The organism is Falsiroseomonas sp. E2-1-a4 (genome assembly GCF_051433165.1).
Classification (GTDB): domain Bacteria; phylum Pseudomonadota; class Alphaproteobacteria; order Acetobacterales; family Acetobacteraceae; genus Falsiroseomonas.
Genome location: NZ_JBHMFS010000024.1, coordinates 1 through 24,273, shown reverse-complemented (window position 1 = coordinate 24,273; position 24,273 = coordinate 1). Strand labels below are relative to the sequence as shown.

General features: G+C 64.1%; 19 protein-coding genes and 1 pseudogene. 16 read left to right on the top strand and 4 right to left on the bottom strand.

What is annotated here, in order from left to right:
• The 4 genes from ACFHNC_RS20930 to ACFHNC_RS20915 all read left to right on the top strand — a co-directional run bounded on the left by ACFHNC_RS20930 (position 1) and on the right by ACFHNC_RS20915 (position 3,317).
• On the top strand, positions 1-759 hold the full coding sequence (locus ACFHNC_RS20930) for a hypothetical protein (RefSeq protein WP_437171182.1): 759 nt from the start codon (positions 1-3) through the stop codon (positions 757-759).
• Positions 760-991: 232 nt separating this feature from the next.
• Positions 992-1,489, top strand: coding sequence for a DUF2924 domain-containing protein (locus tag ACFHNC_RS20925; RefSeq protein WP_437171181.1), 498 nt, complete (start codon positions 992-994; stop codon positions 1,487-1,489).
• Entirely contained in the window at positions 1,486-2,838 is a 1,353-nt protein-coding gene (locus ACFHNC_RS20920) for a recombinase family protein (RefSeq protein ID WP_437171180.1), read from the top strand. Before ACFHNC_RS20925 ends, ACFHNC_RS20920 begins: the two co-directional genes overlap by 4 nt.
• Positions 2,835-3,317, top strand: a complete 483-nt coding sequence (locus tag ACFHNC_RS20915; RefSeq protein WP_437171179.1) for a hypothetical protein — start codon at positions 2,835-2,837, stop codon at positions 3,315-3,317. Before ACFHNC_RS20920 ends, ACFHNC_RS20915 begins: the two co-directional genes overlap by 4 nt.
• Positions 3,318-3,469: 152 nt before the next feature.
• Here the strand turns inward: ACFHNC_RS20915 and ACFHNC_RS20910 are convergent, their stop codons facing one another.
• Positions 3,470-3,751: an integrase core domain-containing protein gene (locus ACFHNC_RS20910; RefSeq protein WP_437171178.1), complete on the bottom strand. Its 282-nt coding sequence runs from the start codon at positions 3,749-3,751 to the stop codon at positions 3,470-3,472.
• Here ACFHNC_RS20910 and ACFHNC_RS20905 point away from each other — a divergent pair.
• From ACFHNC_RS20905 to ACFHNC_RS20875, 7 genes are all read left to right on the top strand, one after another.
• Entirely contained in the window at positions 3,715-3,945 is a 231-nt protein-coding gene (locus tag ACFHNC_RS20905; protein WP_437171225.1) for a hypothetical protein, read from the top strand. The genes ACFHNC_RS20910 and ACFHNC_RS20905 overlap by 37 nt on opposite strands.
• A 56-nt stretch (positions 3,946-4,001) precedes the next feature.
• Entirely contained in the window at positions 4,002-4,742 is a 741-nt protein-coding gene (locus ACFHNC_RS20900) for a LuxR C-terminal-related transcriptional regulator (protein WP_437171177.1), read from the top strand.
• 1,050 nt (positions 4,743-5,792) lie between these two features.
• On the top strand, positions 5,793-9,398 hold the full coding sequence (locus tag ACFHNC_RS20895; RefSeq protein ID WP_437171176.1) for a beta strand repeat-containing protein: 3,606 nt from the start codon (positions 5,793-5,795) through the stop codon (positions 9,396-9,398).
• Positions 9,399-10,169: 771 nt separating this feature from the next.
• The gene (locus tag ACFHNC_RS20890) at positions 10,170-11,504 is read left to right on the top strand and encodes a tyrosine-type recombinase/integrase (RefSeq protein ID WP_437171175.1); all 1,335 of its coding nucleotides are present in this window, start codon (positions 10,170-10,172) and stop codon (positions 11,502-11,504) included.
• Positions 11,505-11,597: 93 nt separating this feature from the next.
• Positions 11,598-12,323, top strand: coding sequence for a hypothetical protein (locus ACFHNC_RS20885; RefSeq protein ID WP_437171174.1), 726 nt, complete (start codon positions 11,598-11,600; stop codon positions 12,321-12,323).
• 92 nt (positions 12,324-12,415) lie between these two features.
• The gene (locus tag ACFHNC_RS20880) at positions 12,416-12,670 is read left to right on the top strand and encodes a helix-turn-helix domain-containing protein (protein ID WP_437171173.1); all 255 of its coding nucleotides are present in this window, start codon (positions 12,416-12,418) and stop codon (positions 12,668-12,670) included.
• Positions 12,671-12,675: 5 nt separating this feature from the next.
• Positions 12,676-15,336 carry a PriCT-2 domain-containing protein gene (locus ACFHNC_RS20875; RefSeq protein ID WP_437171172.1) on the top strand — a complete coding sequence of 887 codons (2,661 nt, stop codon included), beginning with the start codon at positions 12,676-12,678 and terminating at the stop codon, positions 15,334-15,336.
• 694 nt (positions 15,337-16,030) lie between these two features.
• On the opposite strand, the gene ACFHNC_RS20870 is transcribed toward ACFHNC_RS20875, so the two are convergent.
• Positions 16,031-17,071 carry a LacI family DNA-binding transcriptional regulator gene (locus ACFHNC_RS20870; protein ID WP_437171171.1) on the bottom strand — a complete coding sequence of 347 codons (1,041 nt, stop codon included), beginning with the start codon at positions 17,069-17,071 and terminating at the stop codon, positions 16,031-16,033.
• A gap of 140 nt (positions 17,072-17,211) precedes the next feature.
• Here ACFHNC_RS20870 and ACFHNC_RS20865 point away from each other — a divergent pair, with 140 nt between their 5' ends.
• From ACFHNC_RS20865 to ACFHNC_RS20845, 5 genes are all read left to right on the top strand, one after another.
• Complete coding sequence (locus ACFHNC_RS20865; RefSeq protein WP_437171170.1) at positions 17,212-17,988, top strand: class II aldolase/adducin family protein; 777 nt, start codon at positions 17,212-17,214, stop codon at positions 17,986-17,988.
• Between the two features lie 32 nt (positions 17,989-18,020).
• Positions 18,021-18,977 carry a tripartite tricarboxylate transporter substrate binding protein gene (locus ACFHNC_RS20860; protein WP_437171169.1) on the top strand — a complete coding sequence of 319 codons (957 nt, stop codon included), beginning with the start codon at positions 18,021-18,023 and terminating at the stop codon, positions 18,975-18,977.
• Positions 18,974-19,438, top strand: coding sequence for a tripartite tricarboxylate transporter TctB family protein (locus ACFHNC_RS20855; RefSeq protein WP_437171168.1), 465 nt, complete (start codon positions 18,974-18,976; stop codon positions 19,436-19,438). Before ACFHNC_RS20860 ends, ACFHNC_RS20855 begins: the two co-directional genes overlap by 4 nt.
• A 5-nt stretch (positions 19,439-19,443) precedes the next feature.
• A complete protein-coding gene (locus tag ACFHNC_RS20850; protein WP_437171167.1) occupies positions 19,444-20,943 on the top strand; it encodes a tripartite tricarboxylate transporter permease in 1,500 nt (499 codons plus the stop codon).
• A 548-nt stretch (positions 20,944-21,491) separates the two neighbouring features.
• Positions 21,492-21,632, top strand: coding sequence for a hypothetical protein (locus ACFHNC_RS20845; protein WP_437171166.1), 141 nt, complete (start codon positions 21,492-21,494; stop codon positions 21,630-21,632).
• A gap of 524 nt (positions 21,633-22,156) precedes the next feature.
• Here the strand turns inward: ACFHNC_RS20845 and ACFHNC_RS20840 are convergent.
• A pseudogene (locus tag ACFHNC_RS20840) lies at positions 22,157-22,450 on the bottom strand (hypothetical protein); the annotation flags it as partial.
• A 406-nt stretch (positions 22,451-22,856) separates the two neighbouring features.
• Positions 22,857-24,273, bottom strand: a 1,417-nt coding sequence (locus tag ACFHNC_RS20835) for a calcium-binding protein (protein ID WP_437171165.1), incomplete at its 5' end; no start/stop codon positions are given.

Genomic DNA, 24,273 nt, shown 5'->3' with positions numbered 1-24,273 from the left:
ATGGCACGTGTGATTTCGCGGAAGCCCTACTACGCGCTGTCGGAGTTGTGCGAGCGCTGGTCACTGAGCGTCGGAGACATCGCTGCCTATGCGCTGGAGGGCGAGCTCTTGCTCTCCATCCCCGTCGCGGCGCTGCCGTTCTCAGTGAGCGACATCGAGCACGATGCAGATGGCAAGCCCTTTCATGTCCCCTGCGGTAAGCGCTGGCACGTCGGCACCATTGATCTGCACCGCATCGATGCCTTCGCCGTCCTTGAAGGTACCGAGACGCCCGTAGCGCGGTTTCTGTCACCGGCTGGGGAATTGCTGGAGCCGCTCAGCGACACCGATGAACGGGCGCAGATCCTGGTAAATCGGGCGATCCTTGTTGTGCGGCATGCTGAGATCGAACGTTTTGAGGCGGCGCAGGCGACGCTACCGTCCCTGGATGCGCCGGTGAGCAGCCCCTCCAACCGTGGTGGTCGCGGCCGAGGCGCGCCCTTCAAGTACGATTGGGAGGGCGGCCTGTGCGAGATGGTTGTCATCGTCAATGATGAGGGCGTGCCAGAGACGCAGGCGGAGCTGGTTCGGAAGATGCGCGACTGGTTCGCGAAGACGCTGGGCCCTGACAATGTGCCATGCGACAGCTCGATCGAGCGGCGGATCAGCCGCTTTTGGTCGCGCATTAAACCGGACGTCGGCAGGCCATCGGCGTTGCGCAGCGTCCACGACGTGTTGAGGGAGAAGGCGCCTGAGAAAATGCGGCGCACCAAACCGTAGAGGATAGGCAGGACAATGCGTGTTGGATCCCGATGCCCCTGCCGAGCCATGCCAATTCCCACCTCCCGCCGCACCTCCGTGAGTTGTGCAGCATCCTCGCTACGGGGCTGCTGCGGCTGCGCAGCCGCGCTGCCGAGGAAGCTGCACGCGAGGCTGCTGACCGTGGAGAGAGTGCCCTACACTTCCTGGCACCCCAGCGCGTGGATGCGAACCGGACCAACCGGAGACCCGCATGACACGCGCCACCAAATCCAAAGCCGACACCCCGCCGGCGCCGACCATCCCGCCGGCCGACGTGCTCGGGCGGCTCGCTGCCCTGAAGACCACCGGCACGCCGGACCTCAAGCAGCAATGGCGGGAACTCTTCGTGGCCGAACCGCCGCCCTACAACCGACGCTTCCTGGAGAGCCGCCTGGCCTACCGCATCCAGGAACTGGCCTATGGCGGCCTGAAGCCAGAGACCATCCAGCGCCTCGAAGCGTTGGGGGAACAACTCGACGGCGGCAATCCCATCCTGCGGCGCATCCGCGGCGACGACAAGCCGATCGCGGGGACGCGGTTGATCCGCGAGTACCAGGGCGTCGAGCACAGCGTCACCGTGCTGCACGACGGCTATGAGTATCAGGGCCGCCCCTACCAGTCGCTGTCCTCCATCGCGCGCGCCATCACCGGCACGCGCTGGAATGGCTGGCTGTTCTTTGGCCTCAAGAACCGGAGGGGCACGGCATGAAGCGCAAGCAAACTGCCGAGGCCGCGATGCCAGCCACGGTCAGGAAGATCCGCGCCGCCGTGTATACGCGCAAGTCGAGCGAGGAGGGGCTCGACATGGAGTTCAACTCGCTCGACGCCCAGCGCGAGGCGTGTGAGGCCTACATCACCAGCCAACGGTCGGAGGGCTGGGTGCTGGTGCGCGATCGCTACGACGACGGCGGCGTGTCTGGCGGCACGCTGGAACGGCCGGCGCTGCGGCGGCTCCTGGGCGATATCGAGCGCGGCCTCATCGACGTGGTGGTGGTCTACAAGATCGATCGGCTGTCGCGCGCGTTGATGGACTTCGCCAAGCTGGTGGAGGTGTTTGACGCGAACAGCGTGACCTTCGTCTCGGTGACGCAGTCGTTCAATACGACGACCAGCATGGGGCGGCTGACGCTGAACATCCTGCTCAGCTTTGCACAGTATGAGCGTGAATTAATTGGCGAGCGCATCCGCGACAAGGTTGCGGCCTCGCGGGCACGCGGGATCTGGATGGGTGGTTTCGTGCCGCTCGGCTACGACGCGCGGGATCGGAAGTTGCTGGTGAACGAAGCCGAGGCCGCGCTGGTGCGCCGGATCTTCGAGGGCTTCGTCGAGACGGAATCTGGCACGAGGCTGGTACAGGCCTTGCGCGCCGAGGGCGCGACAACGAAGCGCGGCCGCGCCTTCACCAAGAGCGATGTCTATCGCGTGCTGAGCAATCGGACCTATCTCGGCGAGGCGATGCACAAGGGGAAGTCCCACCCCGGGGAGCATGCCGCCATCGTGCCGCAGGCGATGTGGGACGCCGCGCACGCCCTGCTGACGATCAGCCCGCGGACGCGCGCCAACCGCACGCGTTGCCAGACGCCGTCGCTGCTGCGCGGGCTGATCTTCGGCAGCGACGGCCGCGCGATGTCGCCCACCCACGCGCGGGGCCGGCGCGGTCAGCAGTACCGCTACTATGTGAGCCAGTCGGTGCTGAAGGGCAGTGCCGCGGACGGGCCGGCCATCGCGCGCATTTCCGCCGCGGAGATCGAGGGTGCGGTCATCGCGCAGGTTCGGGGGCTGCTGCGCCAGCCGGAGGTGGTGCTTGGGGCTTGGCGCGCGGCACGGGCCTCGGCGCCCGACATGACCGAGGACGAGGCGCGGCTGGCGCTGGAGCGGCTGGACCCGCTGTGGGAGGAGCTTTTCCCTGCGGAGCAAGCGCGGATCATCCGCCTCCTGGTCGACCGGGTGGACATCGGGCCGGGCGGCGCTGACGTGCGGCTGACGCTGGAGGGGTTGGCTAGCCTGGCGCGGGACCTGGCTGCGCCGCCAGCCGATTCGGCGAGGGCGGCAGCGTGACCGGCGCCGCACAGATGCTGACCGTGCGGGTGTCGCTGGCGGTTCGGAAGCCGCGGGGCGGGCGGAAGCTGATGGTCGCGCCTGCCGGCCCCACGAACCGGGCGGCGTGGGCTGGGGACACCACGTTGGTAAAGGCGGTAGCCCGAGCGTTCCGGTGGCGGCGGATGATGGAGGTGGGCCGCTACGGCACGATCGACGAACTGGCGGCGGCGGAGAAGATCAACTCGTCCTATGTCTCACGCCTGCTGCGCCTGACGCTGTTGTCCCCCGATATCGTCGGGGCGATTCTCGACGGGCAGCAGCCAGAGGGGATGACACTGCCGGGGCTCATGGAGCCGTTTCCAGTGGAGTGGGACCGGCAGCAAGACGGCCCCTCGTGGTCGCTACCACCCAGCCGAGCAATGAGGCGCTATACGCACAAGGAGATCAATGCGGATAGCAGCGGAATCCCTGAGCCCTTCCATTGCCCCTCTCGGTAACAGCGCAGGTATTGATACTCACTTCCGTACGCCTGCCAAAGCGCGTCGGTGCAAACGGAAGGTCCTGTCGATCAAGTTCGTCCGAGGCATCCGCGGGTTTGCTCTGCCACGGTATGCGCGTGACCCTGCCCCCTGAGTGCCCTCATTCCTGATTAGAGCCTGTTGATTATCTGCCCCGAGCCGGGACGGATTGGCAAGGCGGCCGGGGTGCCCGCCTTCAGGCATGGGTGTAGGCGTGCCGTGTTGTAGTTGCCCCTCCACGTTTCGAAAATCTGGCGCGCCGCATGCAGGCTGCTGAACAGGTGCTCGTTCAGGCACTCCTGCGGAACCGGCCGTTGCAACGCTCGACGAACACGTTCTGCTGCAACTTGTCCGGCGCGACGTGGTGCAATGTCAGGTGACGCCACGCTCCTGCTTCCTGCGCAGCATTGCATGGGAGTCCAGCCCGGTGCCGGTTTTACTCACGATCATCGCCGGACGGCCGCGCAGCGCCATGATCAGGTTAAGTTTACGCCCTATTGGCGAACAACAGTATCTCCTCCAATCACGCCGCAATCAAGTTTATGAAATTTTGCCACAGCAAAACGCGCAGCAATATCTCATTGCTCCGCCGATGCGAACGAGCTAGCTTTACAACCTAACTGCGCGGCAATGGACACGCAGTGACATTCCACGGAACGGAAAATGGTCCACGCGACTGTTGGTCATCAGACTGCGCATGAATGCTCCGCATCTGTGCGTGCAGCGTTGTTGCGCAACGTTCCCCAGTCACGCACGCGGGTGGCGGTGTGCAGTCACACCCGACTGCTGCGCGAGGGCGTCGCCCTAGCACTGGCGCAAGGGGGACTGATCGACGTCAGTGGTACGGTTGATCCCGCGGACTTGCCCACCGTGATCGAGAGCCTGGCCCCAGATGTCCTGCTGCTGGATGCAAGCGTCGACGCAAGCCTCGATCTGCCAAGCATCCTCCTGAAGGTCATGCCGGAGTTGCGGATCATCGTGTTCGCTGTCGCCAACGAACAGGTTGATGTCGTTAGGTGGGCAGAATCTGGCGTGAGCGGCTATGTTGGGCGTGAAGGCGGCATTGCCGAGCTGACCGCGGCCGTCGATGGGGCGATGCGCGGCGAGGCGTTCTGTTCACCGAAGCTCGCCGCCTTGCTGTTCGCCCGTATCGCTCAGCTCTCGTACAGGACGACGCCGTCGGCACCCTTATCGGGACTAACGCCGCGTGAGCGCGAAATCCTCCTGTTGGTCGACCAAGGCCTCTCCAACAAGCAGATCGCGCGCCGGCTTGAGATCGGGCATCCGACCGTGAAAAATCACGTTCACCACATCCTGGAGAAGATGAACGCACAGGGTCGCGGCGAAGCGGCGGCGCGCATGCGTCGGAGTGCCGCATCCGACACCATCGCGCCCGCTCCATAGCGGAAAACTTCATGAGGGCGAATGGAGCGCGCGGACGGCGGGTAGCCTTCGTTGAACTTGAGGCACAGTCGCGTTCGATGTCTGTCGGCGCTGCGGGCGGCTTAATGGTGCTATCGCGAGGCTGGCGGGTTGCAGCGTCTGAAGCTCCCTGGACCGCTTCACACGCGCCATGCCCTGACCGTGTCGTTCAACCGACCGGCCGTACACGGAATTCCCGACACTCCCGTCAAATGTGCGGCGCGCTAGGCCGATCGCCTCCGATCGCCGCAACTGCCGCTTAGCGAAGATAGCGAATCAAGTCTGCGCCGAGCGGCCAGCCTGAATTTCAGCATCCTGCCAGGGGAACAGCCTGCACAAACGTGATCAGGCATGGTCCATTACCCCTTTCGGGCGCGATCCGGTCCATCGGCGACATCGTGCAGCAGTGTTAAGCGTCTGCGCATGCCCATGCGACTTCTCGTCTGCGGCCTGCCTCGCCTGCTAAGGGATGCGGTCTCCGCGATCCTTGCGGCTGATTCCGACCTTGTTGTCGTTTTCATGACCGGCGACGCTGATACCGCTGCGGCCGCTCGCCATTAGGAGGCGGACGCCGTGCTACTGCACGAGTCGTTCCTAACCGATGTTCGCGACCCTGGATTCGTGCTGGCCACTGGGCGCCGGGTGCGTGTGCTGACCCTGACCGTTCAAGGCGGCGCGCTCTACCTGCTGGGAGAGCGGCGCGTCCTGCGGCATCGTCCCTCCGCCGCTCAGTTGCTCCGCGCTGTGCGCGGGAAGTCACGCCGGCAGGTGCCGAAGCCTGATGAGCGTCGGCGCGCGCCGCGTTGAATAAACCGGCGAACAGCAGGGATACCGCGCTGCGGGCAACCGAGAGGTTCAGGCCACTGTATCCCTGGATACGGATACTCTGGTCCATGGTTGTCAACGATGGCTCGGTTCAGTCTGCCCTTGCGACGAAGCGGCGATCGCCGGGCGCCAGCGGTTCAGCGGAAGGGCGATCATCGGTGACCCGGCGCGCGATTGATTGACTTCAATCCGAGGGAAGCACCAGACATGGCACTCGACATCACGACACAGGACCTCGTCATCGACGAGACCCTTGGAAATCAGGACGATGACAGCAATGTCGTCAACCCGACCGTAACCTATCTCCTGGGTCTTGATGGTGCGGGCGGGATCACCCCACCGGAAGTCGCATACAAGACCAACTTCGTAGTGGCCTCGGCGAGCGCGGGGGAAACCATCAGCACGGTCGTTCTCTCTCAGAACGCGAATGGAACTCCGTTCTCCACGACCGTCGGCGTGAACAGCAACATCCAGACGGTCGATGGCAATTACGTCTGGCTGTTCCGGGATGCGGCCAATGCAAACGTCGTGATCGGCGTCATCGGTACCTCCGACCCATTGGCCGAGCCCGTTGAAACCGGACCGCTCGCCTTCTCCTTTGCCCTGGTCAACACCAGCAACACCAATGCGGACCTCGTTACGGTCCAGTATGTGCCGCTGCTGCATCCGGATGAGACCAACCCGGACGACAGAATCGACCTTTCGGACATGGTTTTCGCCTCGGTCTCGGCAACCACCACAGCCAGCTTCCTGGGCTCGAACGCCGCGCCCGGAAACAATGAGTTCTACCTCATCAATTCGACAAACGACCCTTCCAACCAGCTATTGGTTATTGGTTTGAACGGTGGCGCCGCCAACGTCAGTACACAGGGCTTCGGTGTCGACAACCAAAGCATCAATCCAAACGAAACGCTCCAGGTTGATTTCGTAACCGGCGGCAACGACCCCGCAGGCAGTGCCTCGGAGATCCAGTACGCCAGCCATATCGAAACGATCACGGCGGCGGGATTCACGATCAACCAGATCACGCCTTCCAATCCGAATTTACGGGTAGACATCAGCATCAGCGCCTTCAACAATTCGGGCAACGAGCAAGGCACTGACTTCTTTGACGGCACCACGGCCGCCGGCGTCGACATCACCAGCATCAAGCTCTCCGGTGCATCGGGATTTGCTTCCACCATCACCACGGACGGTACCTATGCTACCGGGAGCGGCAACGTTGTCGTCTCGGGGCTCAGCGGGAGCGGGAACACCGTCACCATTCGAGGGCTCGATAACGTCAGCATCGTCGATCTGACGACCGCCAGCCCAATGGATCGGCTGCAGGTTACGGGTGTCGATTCAAACGAAGGGCTCGACATCACCGAGTTCCATTTCTCGACGACGACCCCCAGCGCCTACACGGAACAGGTCGGCTCCTTCATCAACTTTGACGACGACGGTCCGACGCTCGCGATCACGGCGGCACCGGTGGTTGGCGCGGCCGAGGTGGTCGAGGCGAGCGGGGCTCTCGGCCAGGCCCAGGCGACGATCACGCCGCCGGCCTACACGGCGAGCGCGGTCGATGGCTACACGACGAACGTGACCCACGCGCTGGCCCTGGCGGGCGCGACGGCGACCGGGCTGCAGACCACGACGGGCAACCACGCGATCACGCTGGTGGCCGACTCGGCCACGCAGATCTCGGGCCAGTACGACAGCAACGGCGACGCCACGCTTGACGCGACGGCGTTCACGGTGACGCTGTCCGGCACGACGGTGACGCTGACCTCGCTGGTGGCGCTCGAGCATTCGAACGCGCCGCAGGGCGTGGGCGAGGACAACACGCTCGACCTCGATGGTCTGGTCAACGTGGTGTCGACGGTAACGGCGACGGACGGCGACGAGGACGTTGTCTCGTCGGAAAGCACGAGCTCAGGCCTGTCGCTGACCTTCAACGACACCGATCCGACGCTCTCGATCACGGCGGCAACGGTGGTTGGCGCGGCCGAGGTGGTCGAGGCGAGCGGGGCTCTCGGCGAGGCCCAGGCGACGATCACGCCGCCGGCCTACACGGCGAGCGCGGTCGACGGCTACACGACGAACGTGACCCACGCGCTGGCCCTGGCGGGCGCGACGGCGACCGGGCTGCAGACCACGACGGGCAACCACGCGATCACGCTGGTGGCCGACTCGGCCACGCAGATCTCGGGCCAGTACGACAGCAACGGCGACGCCACGCTTGACGCGACGGCGTTCACGGTGACGCTGTCCGGCACGACGGTGACGCTGACCTCGCTGGTGGCGCTCGAGCATTCGAACGCGCCGCAGGGCGTGGGCGAGGACAACACGCTCGACCTCGATGGTCTGATCAACGTGGTGTCGACGGTAACGGTGACGGACGGCGACGAGGACGTTGTCTCGTCGGAAAGCACGAACGCGGGCCTGTCGCTGACCTTCAACGACACCGATCCGGTGATCACGGCGCCCTTCGACGCTGACCCTGTTACTCAGGGCATTCAAACGCCCGAGCAGCTAGGCAACGCAGTGGGCCAGACAGCCAGTGGCGCATTTGGCTACGACATGACAGACAAGCGTGCGGCCGCGGAATATTTGACTGGGGGCTCAGACTTCGTCGATGTCGACAGTTCCCTTGCAGGTGTGCAGATCTCTCTGACGGGTACGGTTGACAACGCCCAGAACCCGAGCATCACCAACGCCGTGGCGACGCTCATGTCAGAGAGTCTGACCTCTGCAACCTTCAACTTTTCGTTCCATTACGACAAAGACCCGATCACTGCTGGCGTGCAGGACGCTATGGCGGCCGGCAATCTCGTCTTTGACAAGGATTTGGACACCTACACGTTCACCCTCACGGACGTGATCGAGGGGTTCAGCTTCGAAGTGCTGCAGACCAGTGAGTTGGTGGCGAAGCGACCGACGGGTAACACGGGCCAGCCGCTGATTGTTGCCCAGCAACTGACGCAGGACGGCGATGCCAATCCGTTCTTCGTTCAATTCACCGCAAACGCAGTCACCCGGCAGATCGGCTTCGGGTTCAATACGATAGGCGAGGGAGACCCCGTAGCTAATGACACCACGTTCAACGCCGGCGATTTGGTCACCAACCGAAACGAGGTCTGGGTCAGTGCAACGCAGGCAACGAATGGCGTCGCGGGCGATACAATACAAAAAGGTGAACTGCTGACGCTGCGGTTCTTCAAAGAAAACATCCTCAACGATGTCAATCCGGCTGCTCCGGGTGGCGGAACCGAGAGGCTTGATCCAACGGCGTCGGCCAGCGGTATTGTCATCAAGTTCGATCTAATCGGAAACAGTGAAGACTTGGTGGTAATTCTCGACATGAAGGACGCCAGCGGGAACGAGACAACGCGGGCGATCAACGTGGAGAACTCCGACCTGATCAAAGGGACCGCCAATATTCCCTTCCCGTACAGCACCCAGTTCACGCTCGATAACAACGATGCCCTGCTCATCATTGAGCAGAACGACTACACGGTCGCTGGCGAGACCTACCAGATCCAGGGCATGCAGATTATGCAGAGTGGCAACGGATTGACAGGCTTAGCCATCAACCTGAACGGGGCTATTGGGGCCAGTGGCGGCAGCAGTGCCACCAGCAACCTGACGGCTTTCGACCCGACCGATACCGATGTGGTGAAGATCGTGGACATTGGGTTTGTGCAGCAGACCAGTGGGACCATCGACGCCACCCTTGACTTCAGCTTCGCGCTAGCGGACGCGGACGGAGATACGACGTTGCAGCAGTTGCTGAGCGTCAACGTCAGTAACGACTTCATTTTCTCGTAAGTGCTGAACCAGAGGGGAGGCGGGGTAAAACCCACCTTCCTGTTCTTTGGCTATGCGTAGTAGACCCCCTTCGTGGGCACCCCTGGCGACCTATGAGAAACGCCTTACTGAGCGAGCGATGGGCTGATTCGGAGAGCCTGGTGAAGGGGGTGGCGAGGCGAAGATGGGTCAACGTTGGATCGGACAGGCCAGCCTGGCGAAAGCCCTGCTGGTAGCGGGGACGGGCTCCAATCGTCGGGTGGGACGCATCGTCGGCCTGATTGACTGCCTGATCGACTGAACGCCCGATGGGGCGCCTTCTTGCCTCGCTACGGATTTCGGGCAAGTGGGGTTCGAACCACGGCAAGTGCCGACCGCGCTGAAAGCGGCCTTTTACGTAGGTTTTTGAGTTCCGTACTAAAACGGCCAAGTCAGGAGGTCTGGAGAGAATTGGCCTGCGGAGAGCGATTTTCGGCCTTCTCCGCGTCTGGCCAGTCAACAGGTCTGCCCCGAAAACCCCAGGAAACCTGCCACTCAGCGCGGTGCTAGGTCAGGCGGAGAGTACGGCTCGTATGGGAACTGGCGGACGGGGTGGCCGCCGAACCCCCATCCGTGGCTGTCCTTTGGTGACCGCGAAGGCCTCTGCGTGAGCCATTCAATCAATCCAGTGCATTGATTTATTGGAGTTCTGGCTCGCCACTGCTTGCTTGCATCCGCGGTCGTTCGCAACGATTATGTGGGGATGGAAGTGGGGATCGGATCCGTAGTCCCTACTTGAGCGGAGTGTGAGCGATGCCCAAGCGCGCAGCGGGGCTAACAGCGGCCGGTGTGAAGGCTTCCAAGCCGGGCATTCACGTCGACGGTGCAGGGCTGATGCTCGTGGTCAAGCCCGCTGGCACCGCGACCTGGATGCTGCGCTACACCTTCGCTGGCCGTCGCCGCGATATGGGCCTCGGTCCCGCGCGCGGGCCGGACGCGGTCTCCCTTGCCGCGGCCCGGGACAAGGCTGCCGACATACGGCGCCTGATCGCGGCGGGCGCTGACCCTCTTGACCACCGCGCGGTCGAGGCGACGGCGAGGGCCGCCGCTGCGGAGGCAGCGCGCAAGGCACTCACCTTTAGCCAGACCGCGGAACGCTACCTCGCCGCCCACGAAGCCGGCTGGAAGAACACCAAGCATCGCGCGCAGTGGACAATGACGCTCCGGGAGTACGCCGGTCCCCATCTCGGCATGCTGCCGGTTGCGACGGTAGAGACCTCCCACGTCGTCGCGGCACTCCGCCCACTTTGGCTACAAAAGCCGGAGACCGCGTCCCGACTGCGGGGCCGAATTGAGGCCGTGCTCGACTTCGCTACGGCCCACGGCTGGCGTGAGGGGGCGAACCCGGGCCGCTGGCGAGGCCACCTCGACAAGCTGTTTCCAAGCCGGAGCAAGGTGAGGCCCGTACGTCACCATGCTGCGCTTCCCTGGGAGGACCTCCCTGCGTTCATGGTTGCGCTGCGTGCTAGAGACGGAACAGCGGCTCGAGCGCTCGAGCTTTGCGTGCTGACAGCGTCCCGATCGGGCGAAGTGCTGGGCGCGAAGTGGTCGGAACTCGATCTCCAGGGTGCGGTCTGGACAGTGCCAGCGACACGTATGAAGGCCGGGCGGGAACACCGTGTAGCGCTCTCCCTGGCGGCGATTGAGTTGCTGAGCGACCTCTGGGCGACCCGGTCTGCGGAGGAACGGGATCCGTTGGTGTTCCCGGGCCAAAGAGCGGGGCGACCGCTGTCGGAGATGGCGATGGCAATGCTGCTGCGGCGGATGGGGCAGGGGGCGTTCACGCCACATGGCTTCCGCTCGACGTTCCGCGATTGGTGCGGCGAGACCACGTCGCATGCCCGTGAGGTCGTGGAAGCGGCATTGGCGCACCGGCTTGGTGACCGTGTCGAGCAGGCCTACGCGCGTGGGGACCTGTTCGCCAAACGGCGCAAGCTCATGGAGGATTGGGCCAAGTACTGTCGTCCCGAGGAGAAGCCTGACGCAAGCCCGCCCGCACCGCTGTCCTCCGCGGCGGCGAGTTCTCCCGCCGCTGCGGGCATAAGCGGAGTGCTGACGAAGGTCAACGAGGCGCGCCTCGTCACGTGATGAGTCCCCTCACCTGTCCTTCCAAAAGTTCCGAGCGATAATACCGTCCAATCCAATGCAGCCACAGTGTGCAGCGCGTACGAGGAGCAAGACTTGATTCCAGCACAAGAGGGCGCCGCCGGCCCGCCAGAAGCAGGTGCGGCTACGGGTGCGCGGTTGATCAGCCGTGACGCAGCGCGCCGCATCTTCGAGAAGACCAAGAACAGGCAATTTGATGTACCCCGCGAGCTGGCGCCTCATCAAGGTGCCCTCTATGACACCCTATCGCGGGTGCTGCGCAAGGCGACCCGGAAGCTCGCGCGGCCGCCTGAGGCCAGTCTTGAGCAGGGTAGGAGCGTTGGAAAGGCCTTCAGTGCCTTTCGCGAGACGATCGCAGACTGCGCGCAGACTCGGCATCCACCGCCTCTGATGTCGCCGAAGTATGTTGAGGAGATGGAGCGGTGGATTGACGCTTACGCCAAGCCGTTCCTCGGGCTCGGTCGGCCGATGAGCGACTTTCAACTCTTCGTCTATCCTCCGCTGCTTGCATATTTCCGCCTCGCTTTCGGTCGCGAGCCCTCGGCATCGGGCGGTCCTACGCACCGGTTCCTGAGCGAGTGCATCTCGGCGGTGCGGGATAGCCTCCAGGATCATGAGGCAAGGCGGGTGTGGGTGGTGCCGAGCTTCGAGGCGCTCAAGAAGCAGCTGAGTAACTACCTGTCAGACGTCTACAGGGAGCCGGCAGAGCTCGAGGTCAGCCGGCTTTTCAAGCTCAGCGTGGCCAAGGTCAGGCCCAGGTGTAGAGAACCCGCAGCTTGCCGGACTCGCCCCGGTAAATAACTCTCGGTCGGGGCAATACTTATTTCACCTGTAGGAGGGCCATGCTGTCCGCGTACATCCGTCCTTGCGTAGGCGAGTACGAACGTAAGAGGATGGATATGCACCCGAAGCAATACGCAGGACAGCGACTGGCCAGTGGCGGCGAACACATGCCGTACCACGTACTTCTCGTGCCGATAGACGCCGCGTGCCGCCTGATCGGGGTTGGCCGCACGAAGATCTATCAGCTGATTGCGGAGCGGCACCTCACGCTGGTGAAGATCGGAGCGAAGTCGCTGATCACGGTCGAAAGCCTGCAGCACTTCGTTGAGAGCCTGCAGTCCACCCGCACATTGCTTGACCGGTGAGCGCAATGGTAAAGGAACGCACGCCGTTTCCGCAGGCGCTTGCCCACCTCAAGGGTAAGCCCGGCTGGCTGATCTGGCGTTGGGTCAAAACCAACACCGGCAAGCTGACCAAGCCGCCGTTCCAGCCGCGCTTTCCTGAGCGCAAGGCGAGCAACAAGAACCCGCGTCATTGGTCGGACTTCACCACCGCCATTGCCGCAAAGCGCGCAGACCGCGCAGATGGCGTCGGCTTCGTGGTGTCAGCCTCGCGCGAAGAAGTCTGGATTGATCTGGACGACTGTCGCCACAAGGATACGGGAACGCTCGCTGATTGGGCTGAGCGGATCGTCACGCGTGCGAACAGCTATACCGAGATCACGCCTTCCGGTGAGGGTGTTCGGATCGTTGGTAGGTTCACGACACGGCTTGCCGACAAGCCTATCCACAAGCCCTACAAGATGAGCGGCGGCGCCAAGGGCGAGATATTCTATCGCGCCACGCGCTACGTCACGATCACCGGCCAGCGTTATGAAGGCACGCCCGACGACCTCAACCCACTGGACGAAATTGTTTCTCTGATTCTTCGCGAAGCCGTGAGCATCAAGGACGGTGAAGGTGTCAACGAAGGCACTGACACGATCCCGGTGCCGGGCGACGACGATCCGGTTCTCGACATTGACACGCGCCCCGCGCTTAACCTGTCGCTTGAGCAGATCAAGCGATACCTCGCCGCGCTGCCGCCGGCAGAGGCAAAGGACGAGGCCGGCAACGGCTGGTGGGACCGCGACAAGTGGCTACAGGTCATCTTCGCTGTCCACGACGATACGGACGGCAGCGAGGACGGCTACTCACTGGTGGATGAGTGGTGCGCCTCCACGCCGCATTACGATCCAGAAGGCTTGCGTGAGCGCTGGGAAAGCGCGCGCGGCAGCAATGTCGGTGAGAGCCGCACGTCCATCCGCACCGTTATCAAATGGGCGAAAGACTGGACGAAGCCGCAGCGCGAGGACCGCTTCGAGAAGCTGCTCGCGCGCATGGCACGTGGGCAGAACCGCTCGGAGTTGGAGGACTGTGCGGAGGACGCGCGCTCGCTACAGGTGGACACGGCGACGGCGCGTGCCGAGCTAAGGTCGCAGTATCGCATCGCCTTCAAGCGCATCACCGGTATGTCGCTAGGCGAAGGAACGGCTACGAAAGAAATCGCATATCGCGATCCCGATATCGCCACCATGCCAAGGTGGCTGCGGTCCTTCGTGTGGGTGACGAACATCAAGCGGTTCTACGACGCGCACACCGGTCTGCTCTACGACTTGCAGAACTTCGACGTGACGTTCGGCTCGCGCTTCATGTCGCCGGAAGAACTTGCGCAGGGTGCGGACATTCCCTCCGTCTCACCATCGCAGACCGCGATCAACCGCTACAAGGTGCCCGTCGCCGCCGCGCTCGGATACAAGCCCGAGAAGGACCGCGTCGAAGGCGACGACGAGCTAGACGATGAGGCCGGTGGCGACGGTGAAGGTCCGTCGCGTATCCGCAAGCCGCGCCTCTACTCGCTCAACGGCATCCGCTACGTCAACCGCTTCCACACACGCGGCGCCGTGCCCTCCAAGCACGGTCCCTGGACTGAGCAGGAGAAGAAGGACATTCGCACGATCCTCAAGCTCTATCGCCGCGTCTGCGGCACGGAGCGGGACACTGGCATCGTGCTGACGTTCATCCACAAGACGGTGATCCTGCGGCAGCGCGTGAGCTTCTGCATCATCCTCTGCTCGGCGGAAGGCACCGGCAAAACGACGGCGATCTTCACCATTCCGTCGCGGCTCATCGGCCAGGAAAACGTTGGCGTCTATCAGCCGAACGTGTTGATGGACAAGACAGACGGCTCATGGATGGACGGGCATCTGCTCAAGGTGATCGAAGAGTTGTGGGTGCCCAGCTACGCGAAGGCGGCGGTGATCGAGCGTATGAAGCCGATGATAACGAATGACATGGTGTCGCCTAGGTTCATGTTCGAGGGCACGCGCAACGTCATCAACACCGCGAGCTACATCGGCCTGACGAACCATCCCGACGTGCTCGCGCTCACCATCAAGGACACTCGGTTCTTCTTGGTGCAGCCCGAAGGCATCCAGACGAAGGCCCAGGTGGACAGGCTCCTGACCCACGATCCGAAGTTCTATGCGGAGGTCCACGAGGCCATCGAGCGCAGCCTACCGGCGTTCAAGGGTTGGCTTGAGACGAAGTTCGAGCCGCACCCTGCCTTCCTCGCCGCCAACGGCCGCGCGCCCGACAGCGAGACGAAGCAACAGGTGATCGAGGAGATGCGTGATCCGCTTGACCGGGACATTCTCGATCTCCTCGACCAAGCGCCGCACCCGCTGGTGACACGCGACGTGATCTGCCTGCGCACGTTGCACAAGACGCTGGTGATGCGCGGCATCCAAATCGCTGAGGGCGGCGAAAAGGGGCGGCTTGAGAAACTCCTCTCCCACGCCCTCCGCAGGCTCGACTTCCAGGCGCGCGGGCAGTTCCGCCTCGGCACGCTGGTCGCCGCCGATCCTGACAGCCTGGACGAAGGGCCACCCGACAACCGGACACGCATTTACACCAGCGGCGTCGGCCCGCTCGACCAGGGGAAGCTCAGCCCCGAGAGGCTAGAGGCGTGGATCGCCAGTGACGGGCTCTGAGCGCTTCGATCTGCGCGGCGCGGTCACCGACTGCGATGAACCGGTGCGGCTGCATTTGCGCGAGCGCACCTTGCGGTTCGTCTCTGTTCCCGACCAGTAGTGGGTAGAGCGACGCTGCTCGGCCGGCGTGACCGCCGCCGGTCGCGGGGGTTTTGCGTTTCGACCCGCCCGCGTCGGGAAAGGAGTTTGGTGACACAAGAAACTGTTTCCTCCCGCGAGAGGGGTCAGATTTTGTCTCGTAAAGGCGCTTGTCTCGTCAGAGGGGGTCCCCGGGGCGATCTAACGGGCAGCCCCGAACCGCTTATCCTACTGGCATATCTTAATATTTCGCTACTTTGTCTTATCAACTCATTAGCTTATTAAGAATGAACTGATTGGGTAGATGGGAGAAAATCGAGTGGGGGTATAAAGAGTAGAAGCGCGGGGTAAGAACAAGCCAACAGGACAAACATCCAAAATCGGAGCTTTTGGGGGCGATATTACGCACTGAGCTGTGTCAACGCTCCTCACAAGTGGGGCTGCCTGAGTGCTCTGCACATCAGTCATGCGTCATTTCCCGATGTAAACCATTCAAATTGCCGAAATGTGCCTAGGACCACTCTCCGGCGAAACCTGATTCCGGGGCTCAGCGCCCCCCTCGCGCTCTGCGGATCCACAGAGGGACCCATTTGCTAGGGCCTCTATTCTCGCCTGTTCAAACTCCCACTGCGCCTGGAGGGGCAAGCCGCGCTGAGCGGCGGATGATGAGGTCTCCGGGGACGAGGCGCTTCGTTGGTCGGCCAAGATCAGGAACGTCCGTTGACAGCAGGAGGTCAATGACCGCGTCCGCCATGGCCTCGACCTGCTGCCGCACGCTGGTGAGTTCATAGCTTGCCCAAGAGGCCATCGGCATGTCGTCGAAGCCGACAACCGAGATCCGATCCGGAATGGAAAGTCCTAAATCGCGGCGAACAGCATCCATGAATCCAAAGGCGATCGCGTCACCGGCGCAGAACACCGCATCTGGCAGGCTACCAACGTTCAGCAGCGCGTCCGCCGCGGCGTAGCCGCCGGCATAGCTGCTGCCGCCATTGACGACGATCGGCGCCGGGCAACCCGCCGAGACGACCGTGGCACAGAAGCCGCGCTCGCGCGCCATGCTGAAGGCGGTATCGGCCACGCGGCTCGATAAAAAGGCGAACCGTCGATGGCCGGCGGCGAGCAGGCAGAACGCAACCTGCCGCGCCGCGGCTTCATTATCGCAGCAGACGGATGAGACCAGGCTCGCCCCCGGATCGCGCCCCACCAGGATCAGCGGTAGCTTAAGCCGCGCGCATTCACCGACCTGCGCGGCGCTCGGTGTGCCGGCCATGGCGACGATGCCGACCGGCATGTAGGCCAGCACATCGCCGATTGCCGCATCCATATCGTGCCCGTCCGGCGCGGTCGCCAGCAGCACGCGGTAGCCGCGCGCCTGCGCCAGACGGCTCAGGGTCTGGATTAGGCTCAGGTGCAACGGGTTCGACAGCACCCCGGCCACGAGCGCGAGCAGGTTGGAGCGCCGCGTGATGAGCCCCCGCGCCAATTGGTTGTGGCGGTAACCGAGTTCGGCGGCGGCCTGTTCGATGCGCTCCCGCGTCGCCGGGGAAACGCCGGGTGCCTGGGAGAAAGCGCGGGACACCACCGACTGCGATACGCCGGCGGCGCGGGCGACGTCTACCGAAGTGACGGCGCGGATCCGTTTTCGATCTGCCATGCATACATCCTGCCGGCGCAATCGGGCGCAGCACGATTGCCTCGATAAAGCTTGACGCGGTGAAAGTCCAACTTCTAGCCTCTCTCACATACGTATGCGCTGCGGCACTGCAAGGCAGCGCGATGTGGTGGAGGCGTCAAATGAACAAGGAATTCCGGGTGGCGCGGCAGCCGGAGGCCACGCCCGCGCAGGAAGGCGACGTGCGCACCGATCTCGCCGCCGCCTACCGTCTTTGCGCGCATTACGGGCTCGACGACCTGATCTATTCCCATGTCACCGCGCGTGCGCCGGGTACGACCGACCAGTTCCTCATAGCGCCGCACGGCCTCTGGTTCCACGAGGTCACCGCATCGAGCCTCGCCCGCGTGGATTTCGACGGGAATGTCGTGGAGCACGGCTCGCATCCGGAGCTGCCGATCAGCCGCTTCGCAGTTTTGCTGCACAGCGCGCTGTATCGGGCGCGGCCCGAGGTGCAATCCAGCATCCACATGCACACCCGTGCCGGGCTCGCGGTGTCCATGCTGGAGGAGGGCTTCCTCACTGCCAACCACACCGGCATGCGCTTCCATGGTGACGTCGCCTATCACGACTACGAGGGCGACTTTCGTGACCGCGACGAGGGCGAACGCCTGACCGCGGCGCTCGGCCCGAAGAACGTGCTGGTGCTGCGCAACCACGGCCTCGTCACCCTTGGCGAAACCGTCGGCGCCGCGTTCAGCCGCATGTACTACCTGGAATTCCTGTGCCGCGTGCAGATCGATGTCCGCTCCATGGGCCAGGTGCTGCGGCCTCCGACAGCGCAGGTGACGGATCTGATGACGACTACCTGGAAGAACCACGCCTACCCGCTCTCGGCCCATGAATGGCCGGCCTTCCTCCGCCTCGCCGACCACCTCGACCCTGGGTTTCGCAGCTGATCCGCGGCCATGCCGCCAAGGGAGAGACCGCAATGACCGGACCATCCTTACCGCGCCGCACCCTGCTCGGCGTCGCCACGGCCGCCCTCGCCGCGCCTGCCTACGCGCAAACCTACCCATCCCGGCCGGTGAGCATCCTCGTCCCCTTCGCCGCAGGCGGCGCGACCGATGTCACGATGCGGCTGATCGCCGACCTCGCGAGTGAGAAGCTCGGCCAGCGCGTTCTGGTGGAGAACCGGCCCGGTGCGGGCGGCGGACTGATGACGCTGCAACTCGCGCGGGCGACGCCCGATGGTTATACGCTTGGCGCGCTGACGGCGAGCCCGGTGCTCGTGCGCCCGCACGCGGTCAGCAATGCAGGCTACGACCCGACGCGCGACCTGACCTTCATCGCGCGCTACCTGCTCGCGCCGCAGCCGATTGCGGTCGCCACAGACAGTCCTTGGCGCACCTACCAGGACATGATCGCCTGGGCGCGCGCCAATCCCGGCCGGCTACGCTACACTGCCGTCGCCGCGCGCGGTGGCGCCCACGTCGTGATCGAGATGGCGTTCCGCCAGGAGGGCGTGCGCGCCGTGCATGTGCCCTTCAACAGCGGGCCGGAAGCGATCACCGCCTTCCGCGGCCGCCACATCGACATGGTTGCGCAGAGTGACTACGCGGTTCTGTACGACGCGGGCGAGATTCGCATCCTCGCCGAAACCGGGCCGCAGCGCCTGCCGGTCGCCCCGGATGCGCCGACCTTCCGCGAACTCGGCTATCCGGTCAGCCCGGCCATCTTCTACGGCGTCGGCGGACCGCCGAACCTGCCCCCGGCGATCGCCCAGCGCTGGGAGACCCTGGTGCGCGAGGCGACTGAGGCCCAGCGCATGCGCGACCTGATCGCACGCCTCAAAATGATCCCGAGCTTCGCGCCCGGCGAGACCTTCCGCGCCGACGCGCTGCGCGACTATGCCGCCATTGGTGACGCGCTGCGGCAGATGCCTTGAGCCGCGCGGCGGGCTGGGCCGTTCTCACGGTGACGGTGGTGGTCACCGCCGCCGCGGCCATCCGGTCGGGGCAGTACGGGCTGTGGAGCGATGGCGAGCCGGGGCCCGGTCTATTCCCGCTTATGGCGTGCTGCCTGATCGGCGTCGCCGCCGTCGCGGTCGTAGCGGAGCTCCGCCAACCGGCGCCAATTTCCGCGCCGGCCTTGAGGGACGCGGATGAGGAAGGCAGGCCGACGCCGCTGCGGCTCGCCGCGACGATGGTGATCGTCGTGGCGTGGGGCCTGCTGTTCCAGCCGATCGGCTATGCCGCCGCCAGCGGCCTCGCGCTGTTCGCGCTGACCCTGGTGGGCGGCGTCGGGGTGCCGGGTTCCCTGGCCGTCGCCGCGGGCGCGGTGGCGGCGACCGAACTGCTGTTCGTCCGCATGTTGGAGGTTCCCCTGCCCGGCCCGTCCTGGTTCTGACCGGCATGGAGATGTTCAGCGGCTTGCTCCAGGGGCTGGTGGTCGCGACCGAGCCCGCGAACCTGATCTACTGCCTGATCGGGGTGTTTGTCGGCACCGCGGTCGGCGTGCTGCCGGGCCTCGGCCCAACGGCGACGATCTCGCTGTTGCTGCCGGTAACCTTCCGGCTCGATCCCACCGGCTCGATCATCATGCTAGCGGGAATCTACTACGGCGCAATGTATGGCGGCTCGATCACCGCGATCCTGTTCCGCATCCCGGGCGAGGCCGCCTCCATCGTCACCTGCATGGATGGCCACGCGATGGCGCGGCTCGGGCGGGCGGGCCCGGCCCTGGGCATTTCCGCCTTCGGATCCTTCATCGCCGGCATCGCGACGGCCTTCGGCATCGCCGCCGTGGGCCCCGCCGTGGCGGACATCGCGAACCGCTTCGGGCCGGCGGAGTATGCGGCGCTGATGCTGCTGGGCATCGTGCTGATCACGCAGGTCTCCACCGAGCAGTCGCTGCCGCGTGCGCTGGTGATGATCGGCCTCGGCTTCCTTGCCAGCACCGTCGGGCGCGACATGATGGGCGGGTCGGAGCGCTACACTTTCGGCTTGATGTACCTGGAGGATGGCGTGTCCATCGTGACGCTGGCGATGGGCCTGTTCGGCGTCGGCCAGGTCCTTGTTCTTGTCGAGCGCGAGGTTCGTGGCGGCAGCTTCCGTGCCCAGCCGCGCGGCATCCGCGACCTGCTGCCGTCGCGCGCCGATTGGCGCGCCAGCGCCGGCCCGATCGGGCGCGGCACGGTGCTGGGCTTCTTCCTGGGCCTGCTGCCGGGCGGCGGTGCCATGCTTGCCTCCTTCGCCTCCTACGTGATGGAGAAGCGTATCTCGCGCACACCGGAGCGCTTCGGACATGGCGCGATCGAGGGCGTCGCCGGGCCGGAGACAGCGAACAACGCCGCCGCGCAATCCACCTTCGTGCCGCTGCTCTCGCTTGGCATTCCTTCCAACGTGGTGCTCGGCGTGATCCTGGGGGCGCTGCTGATCCATGGCATACCGGTCGGCCCCGGGCTGATCGCCACGCGTCCCGACCTGTTCTGGGGTGTGGTGGCCAGCATGCTGGTGGGCAATGCGATGCTGGTGATCCTGAACGTGCCGCTGCTGCCATTGTTCGTCGCCATGCTGCGCGTGCCGCAGCGGGTGCTGCTGCCGCTGATCCTGATGTTCTGCGTGGTCGGCGCCTTCAGCCTGAACAACAACGCGATCGACGTCCTGATGATGGCGGCCTTCGGTGTGCTGGGCTGGGTGCTGCACAAGGCGGGCTTCGAACCCGCGCCGCTGCTTCTGGCCTATGTGCTCGGGCCAATGTTCGAGCGCGCGGTGCGCCAGGCGCTGCTCATCGGGTACGGCAGCCCGACGATCTTCATCACGGAGCCTATTTCCGCGAGCTTCCTCGCGCTTGCCGCGGTGGTCCTGGTCGCTCCAACCCTCCTACGCCGGAGGCGGCGCGACGCGCGCTGAGGCGCGCATGCCGGATGTCGGCGCATTCCCTCCCGCGGATTTCCGCGGGTCGCCCTGGCGGAGGACGTGCGACTCGGTACAAGCGGTCGCTGATCCCTGTCGACCGTCTTTTCGTCGGCAACCTGGTGCTGATAAGCCTCGGCGGCCGCGTGCCCTGCGACGGCACAATTGAGGAAGGTAGCTCGACGCTCGACGAAAGCCCGGCGAGCGGGGTGAGCATCTCCGTTACTCGTGACCCGGCTAGCCCGTGACGGCCGGCTCGATCAACGCCGACGGCGCGCCCCGCGTCCGCGTGATGCGCGCCGCCAGCGACATCCCCGGCCGTGCAGTGGCCGGCACGGTGGAGGTTGTCGCCCTGACCGTCGGCAGCTCGCGTCAAGGCGGAGCTGCTACCGGACCACAAGCTGCGGGAGATCGGCAACCTTCGTTAGGGCAGCAGCGTTTTCGCATTTGGGTAGCATCATCGATATCCCAGCGCGAGCGGCGGCCAACGTTGGCGTGGCGAGTGCGGTGGTGCTGACGCAGCGCTGAAGACCGCAGGTGCGGCGGTGCTGAAGGAACGCTTGACGGGTGTGGCGGAACTGATCGGCCTGTCGCGCGAGAAAATGCCGAACGTGAAGGAAAGCGTCGCCATCGCGCTCGGCCTCGACGGCGGTTTTGACCCGGCCGGTATGGGGTCGTACTGCTGAAAAGCCTTGACCCGGGCCCGAACGAATTCGTTCAAATTAGGCAATGTTAGGCTTTAGGAAAAAATCACGCTACCCCGAGCTTCGGAGACTTTCGGCCTCTGGAGCGCGATTTCCAGGCTCGTTGCGTTCTCCGACCTCCAAACCACCGCCGCCAAACCCCAGAAGACCATTCTGCGTCGCCCTCGATCCGAGGCGCCCTGCACAACGCAAGATCCACCCGCTGGGCGACGAGGTCGAGCCGGGCATCCTTCTATAGCGCGATCACCCTCATCGCAACTGTCACCTTCTGGTTCGGGCAGTGTGTCCTGACCAGCGCCTGCCAAAAAATCTACTGATGAATCCATATCGCTCCGAGAACAACTGCGATCCAGGCCGCCGCTGGCCCTCCAATCAAAATCAGTATGATTGTGCGGCGTGAAAAATACCCAGAGTGCCGCCAGGGCTTATCCCAATCAATACGCTTCCATGGTCGAGCGAGCTTTCGGAAAAGCAAAATCATCCTGCGCCTCGAAGTCCGTTCAAGATCATGCTGTAGTTTTGTCAGAGCCTTGGCAGCATCGAGCGAACTGGCGCCCAGCGGAGGAATGCCAGGGCGTTTCGGGTTGATGCACTCCCAGTCCTTGTTGAACCGTTGGCAGCGGTTCAACAAGGCGATCACGATTCATCCTCTCGGCCGTCGTGCTGCCAACGCCGGAAGAAGAAGTTGAGCGTTCTGTCCGGCGGAAGTCCTTCGGGATCGCCCGCCACGGACAGCCGGTGCCCGGCACATACATCAATCGGTTTAGCACCTCGCGCTCATCCATCGTGCGCTTGTTCCCGCCCCGCTTGCGTGCGGAATCTCACACCGGGCGAGTTCCCACTCGGCCTCCGTCAGATCGCGGGGATAGCGCACCTTATTGCGGTCATAGCGGGCGCGGTTTTCAGCGGTCCACATCAGACGCTCCAGCGAATCGGGAATTCGGACATGGAATCAAAAACACTTCCCCGGACTCAACATGATCTAGGACAGAGACTCAAATGTATCGCCCCATTATGGGACTGACATGAAAACAGCCTCTGCAAAGTGCGTTTTTACCAGCTTTACAATGCGCATGCGTTCCGTGGCCTGCGTGGCAGCCGCCTGGGACTACCATACTAATTTTTCAGGAATTTGGCGGGAGATGAGTTCCATCTCTCGTGACAAGCCATGCTGCAGAAATGGCGTCTTGCGCGCCCACTTCGTAACTAAATTATAGCAAAATTTTCGGCTGTGATGATTGCCTTGTTCTCAATCAAGGCGAAGTTGACGGAGGGCGTGCCGCCCAGCCCATCCGCATCGTAGAAGAGCCGGCCGGTGCTGTTATCATAGACGATCCGGTGGCTGGCGTCCGCGCCCGTTGTTGCGCCTCCCGCCGCATGGAAGGCGTGCGCGGCCAAGGCGCCGTCGGCCGCACCGAGGCCGAGGTAGATCGCATTCTTCAGGAGCACCATGTCCTCCGCCGCAGAAAAATCGACGACCCGGTCGAGATTGGCGCTGCTGCTCGGCATGGTATCGAAGAGGAAGGAATCCCTGCCCTGGTTGCCTGTAAGGCGATCGTGCCCCCTCCCCCCGGCCAGGGTGTCGTCGCCAGCACCGCCGACCAGGTTGTCATTGCCATCGGAGCCGGAGAGCCAGTCATTTCCGCCGCCGCCCCTGATCACCTCGTGGCCCCTGCCTCCGGTGATGAGGTTGCCGAGCGCGTTGCCGGTCAACGTCAGTCCGGCGGTGGCACCATCCGCGGCCATCAAATTCTCCAGATTCGCCCCCAGCCTGTAGCTGATGGAAGTGCGTACCGTGTCGATCCCTTGGCCGGCCGCCTCAATCACGACATCATCGGACTGATCGACAATATACAGGTCGTTGCCAGTGCCGCCCACCATGGTGTCGGAACCGAGCCCCCCATTCAGCGTATCGTTGCCAGCAAGGCCGTCCAGGCGGTTGTTTCCAGCATCGCCAATCAAGTGGTCTGCGCCAGTGGCGGAGCCGACCAGATTTTCGACGGACGCGAAAAGATCCCCTGCCGCGTCCGAGGTGCCGGCCACCGAACCGTCCAGCGCCACGACGACTCCAGTGGAGGCGGAATAATCGGCCGTATCGATTCCGTCCCCGCCAATCATCGTGTCCGCCCCGGCACCGCCGATCAATGTGTCGTTGCCGGCCTCACCATTCATCAGATCGTTGCCGGACCCGCCGATCAGCAAGTCATTGCCGCCACCGGCGTACAGCGTATCGTTGTCGCTGCCTCCGTCCAGGGTGTCGGCGCCGGCGAAGCCGACCAGGATGTCCTCACCCGCCCCGCCGCGAAGCAGATTCCTGGTGCCTGAATCGTCCTCCTCGCCTGCGATCAGAAGATCCGCTCCGGCGCCGCCATCGATCGTGTCGCTGCCTGCGCCACCATTGAGGACATCCTGTCCCGCACCGCCGATGAGGTAGTCGTCGCCCGCGCCACCGAAGGCCTGGTCATCGCCGTCGCCACCATCGATGGTGTCGTCACCTGCGCCACCATCGAGGATGTCGTCGCCCAGGCCGCCGCGAAGCAGGTCGTTGCCGCCCTCGCCGAGGATCAGGTCCGCTCCTGCACCGCCTTCGGCTGTGTCGTCGCCCGCTTCGAGATAAAGCCGA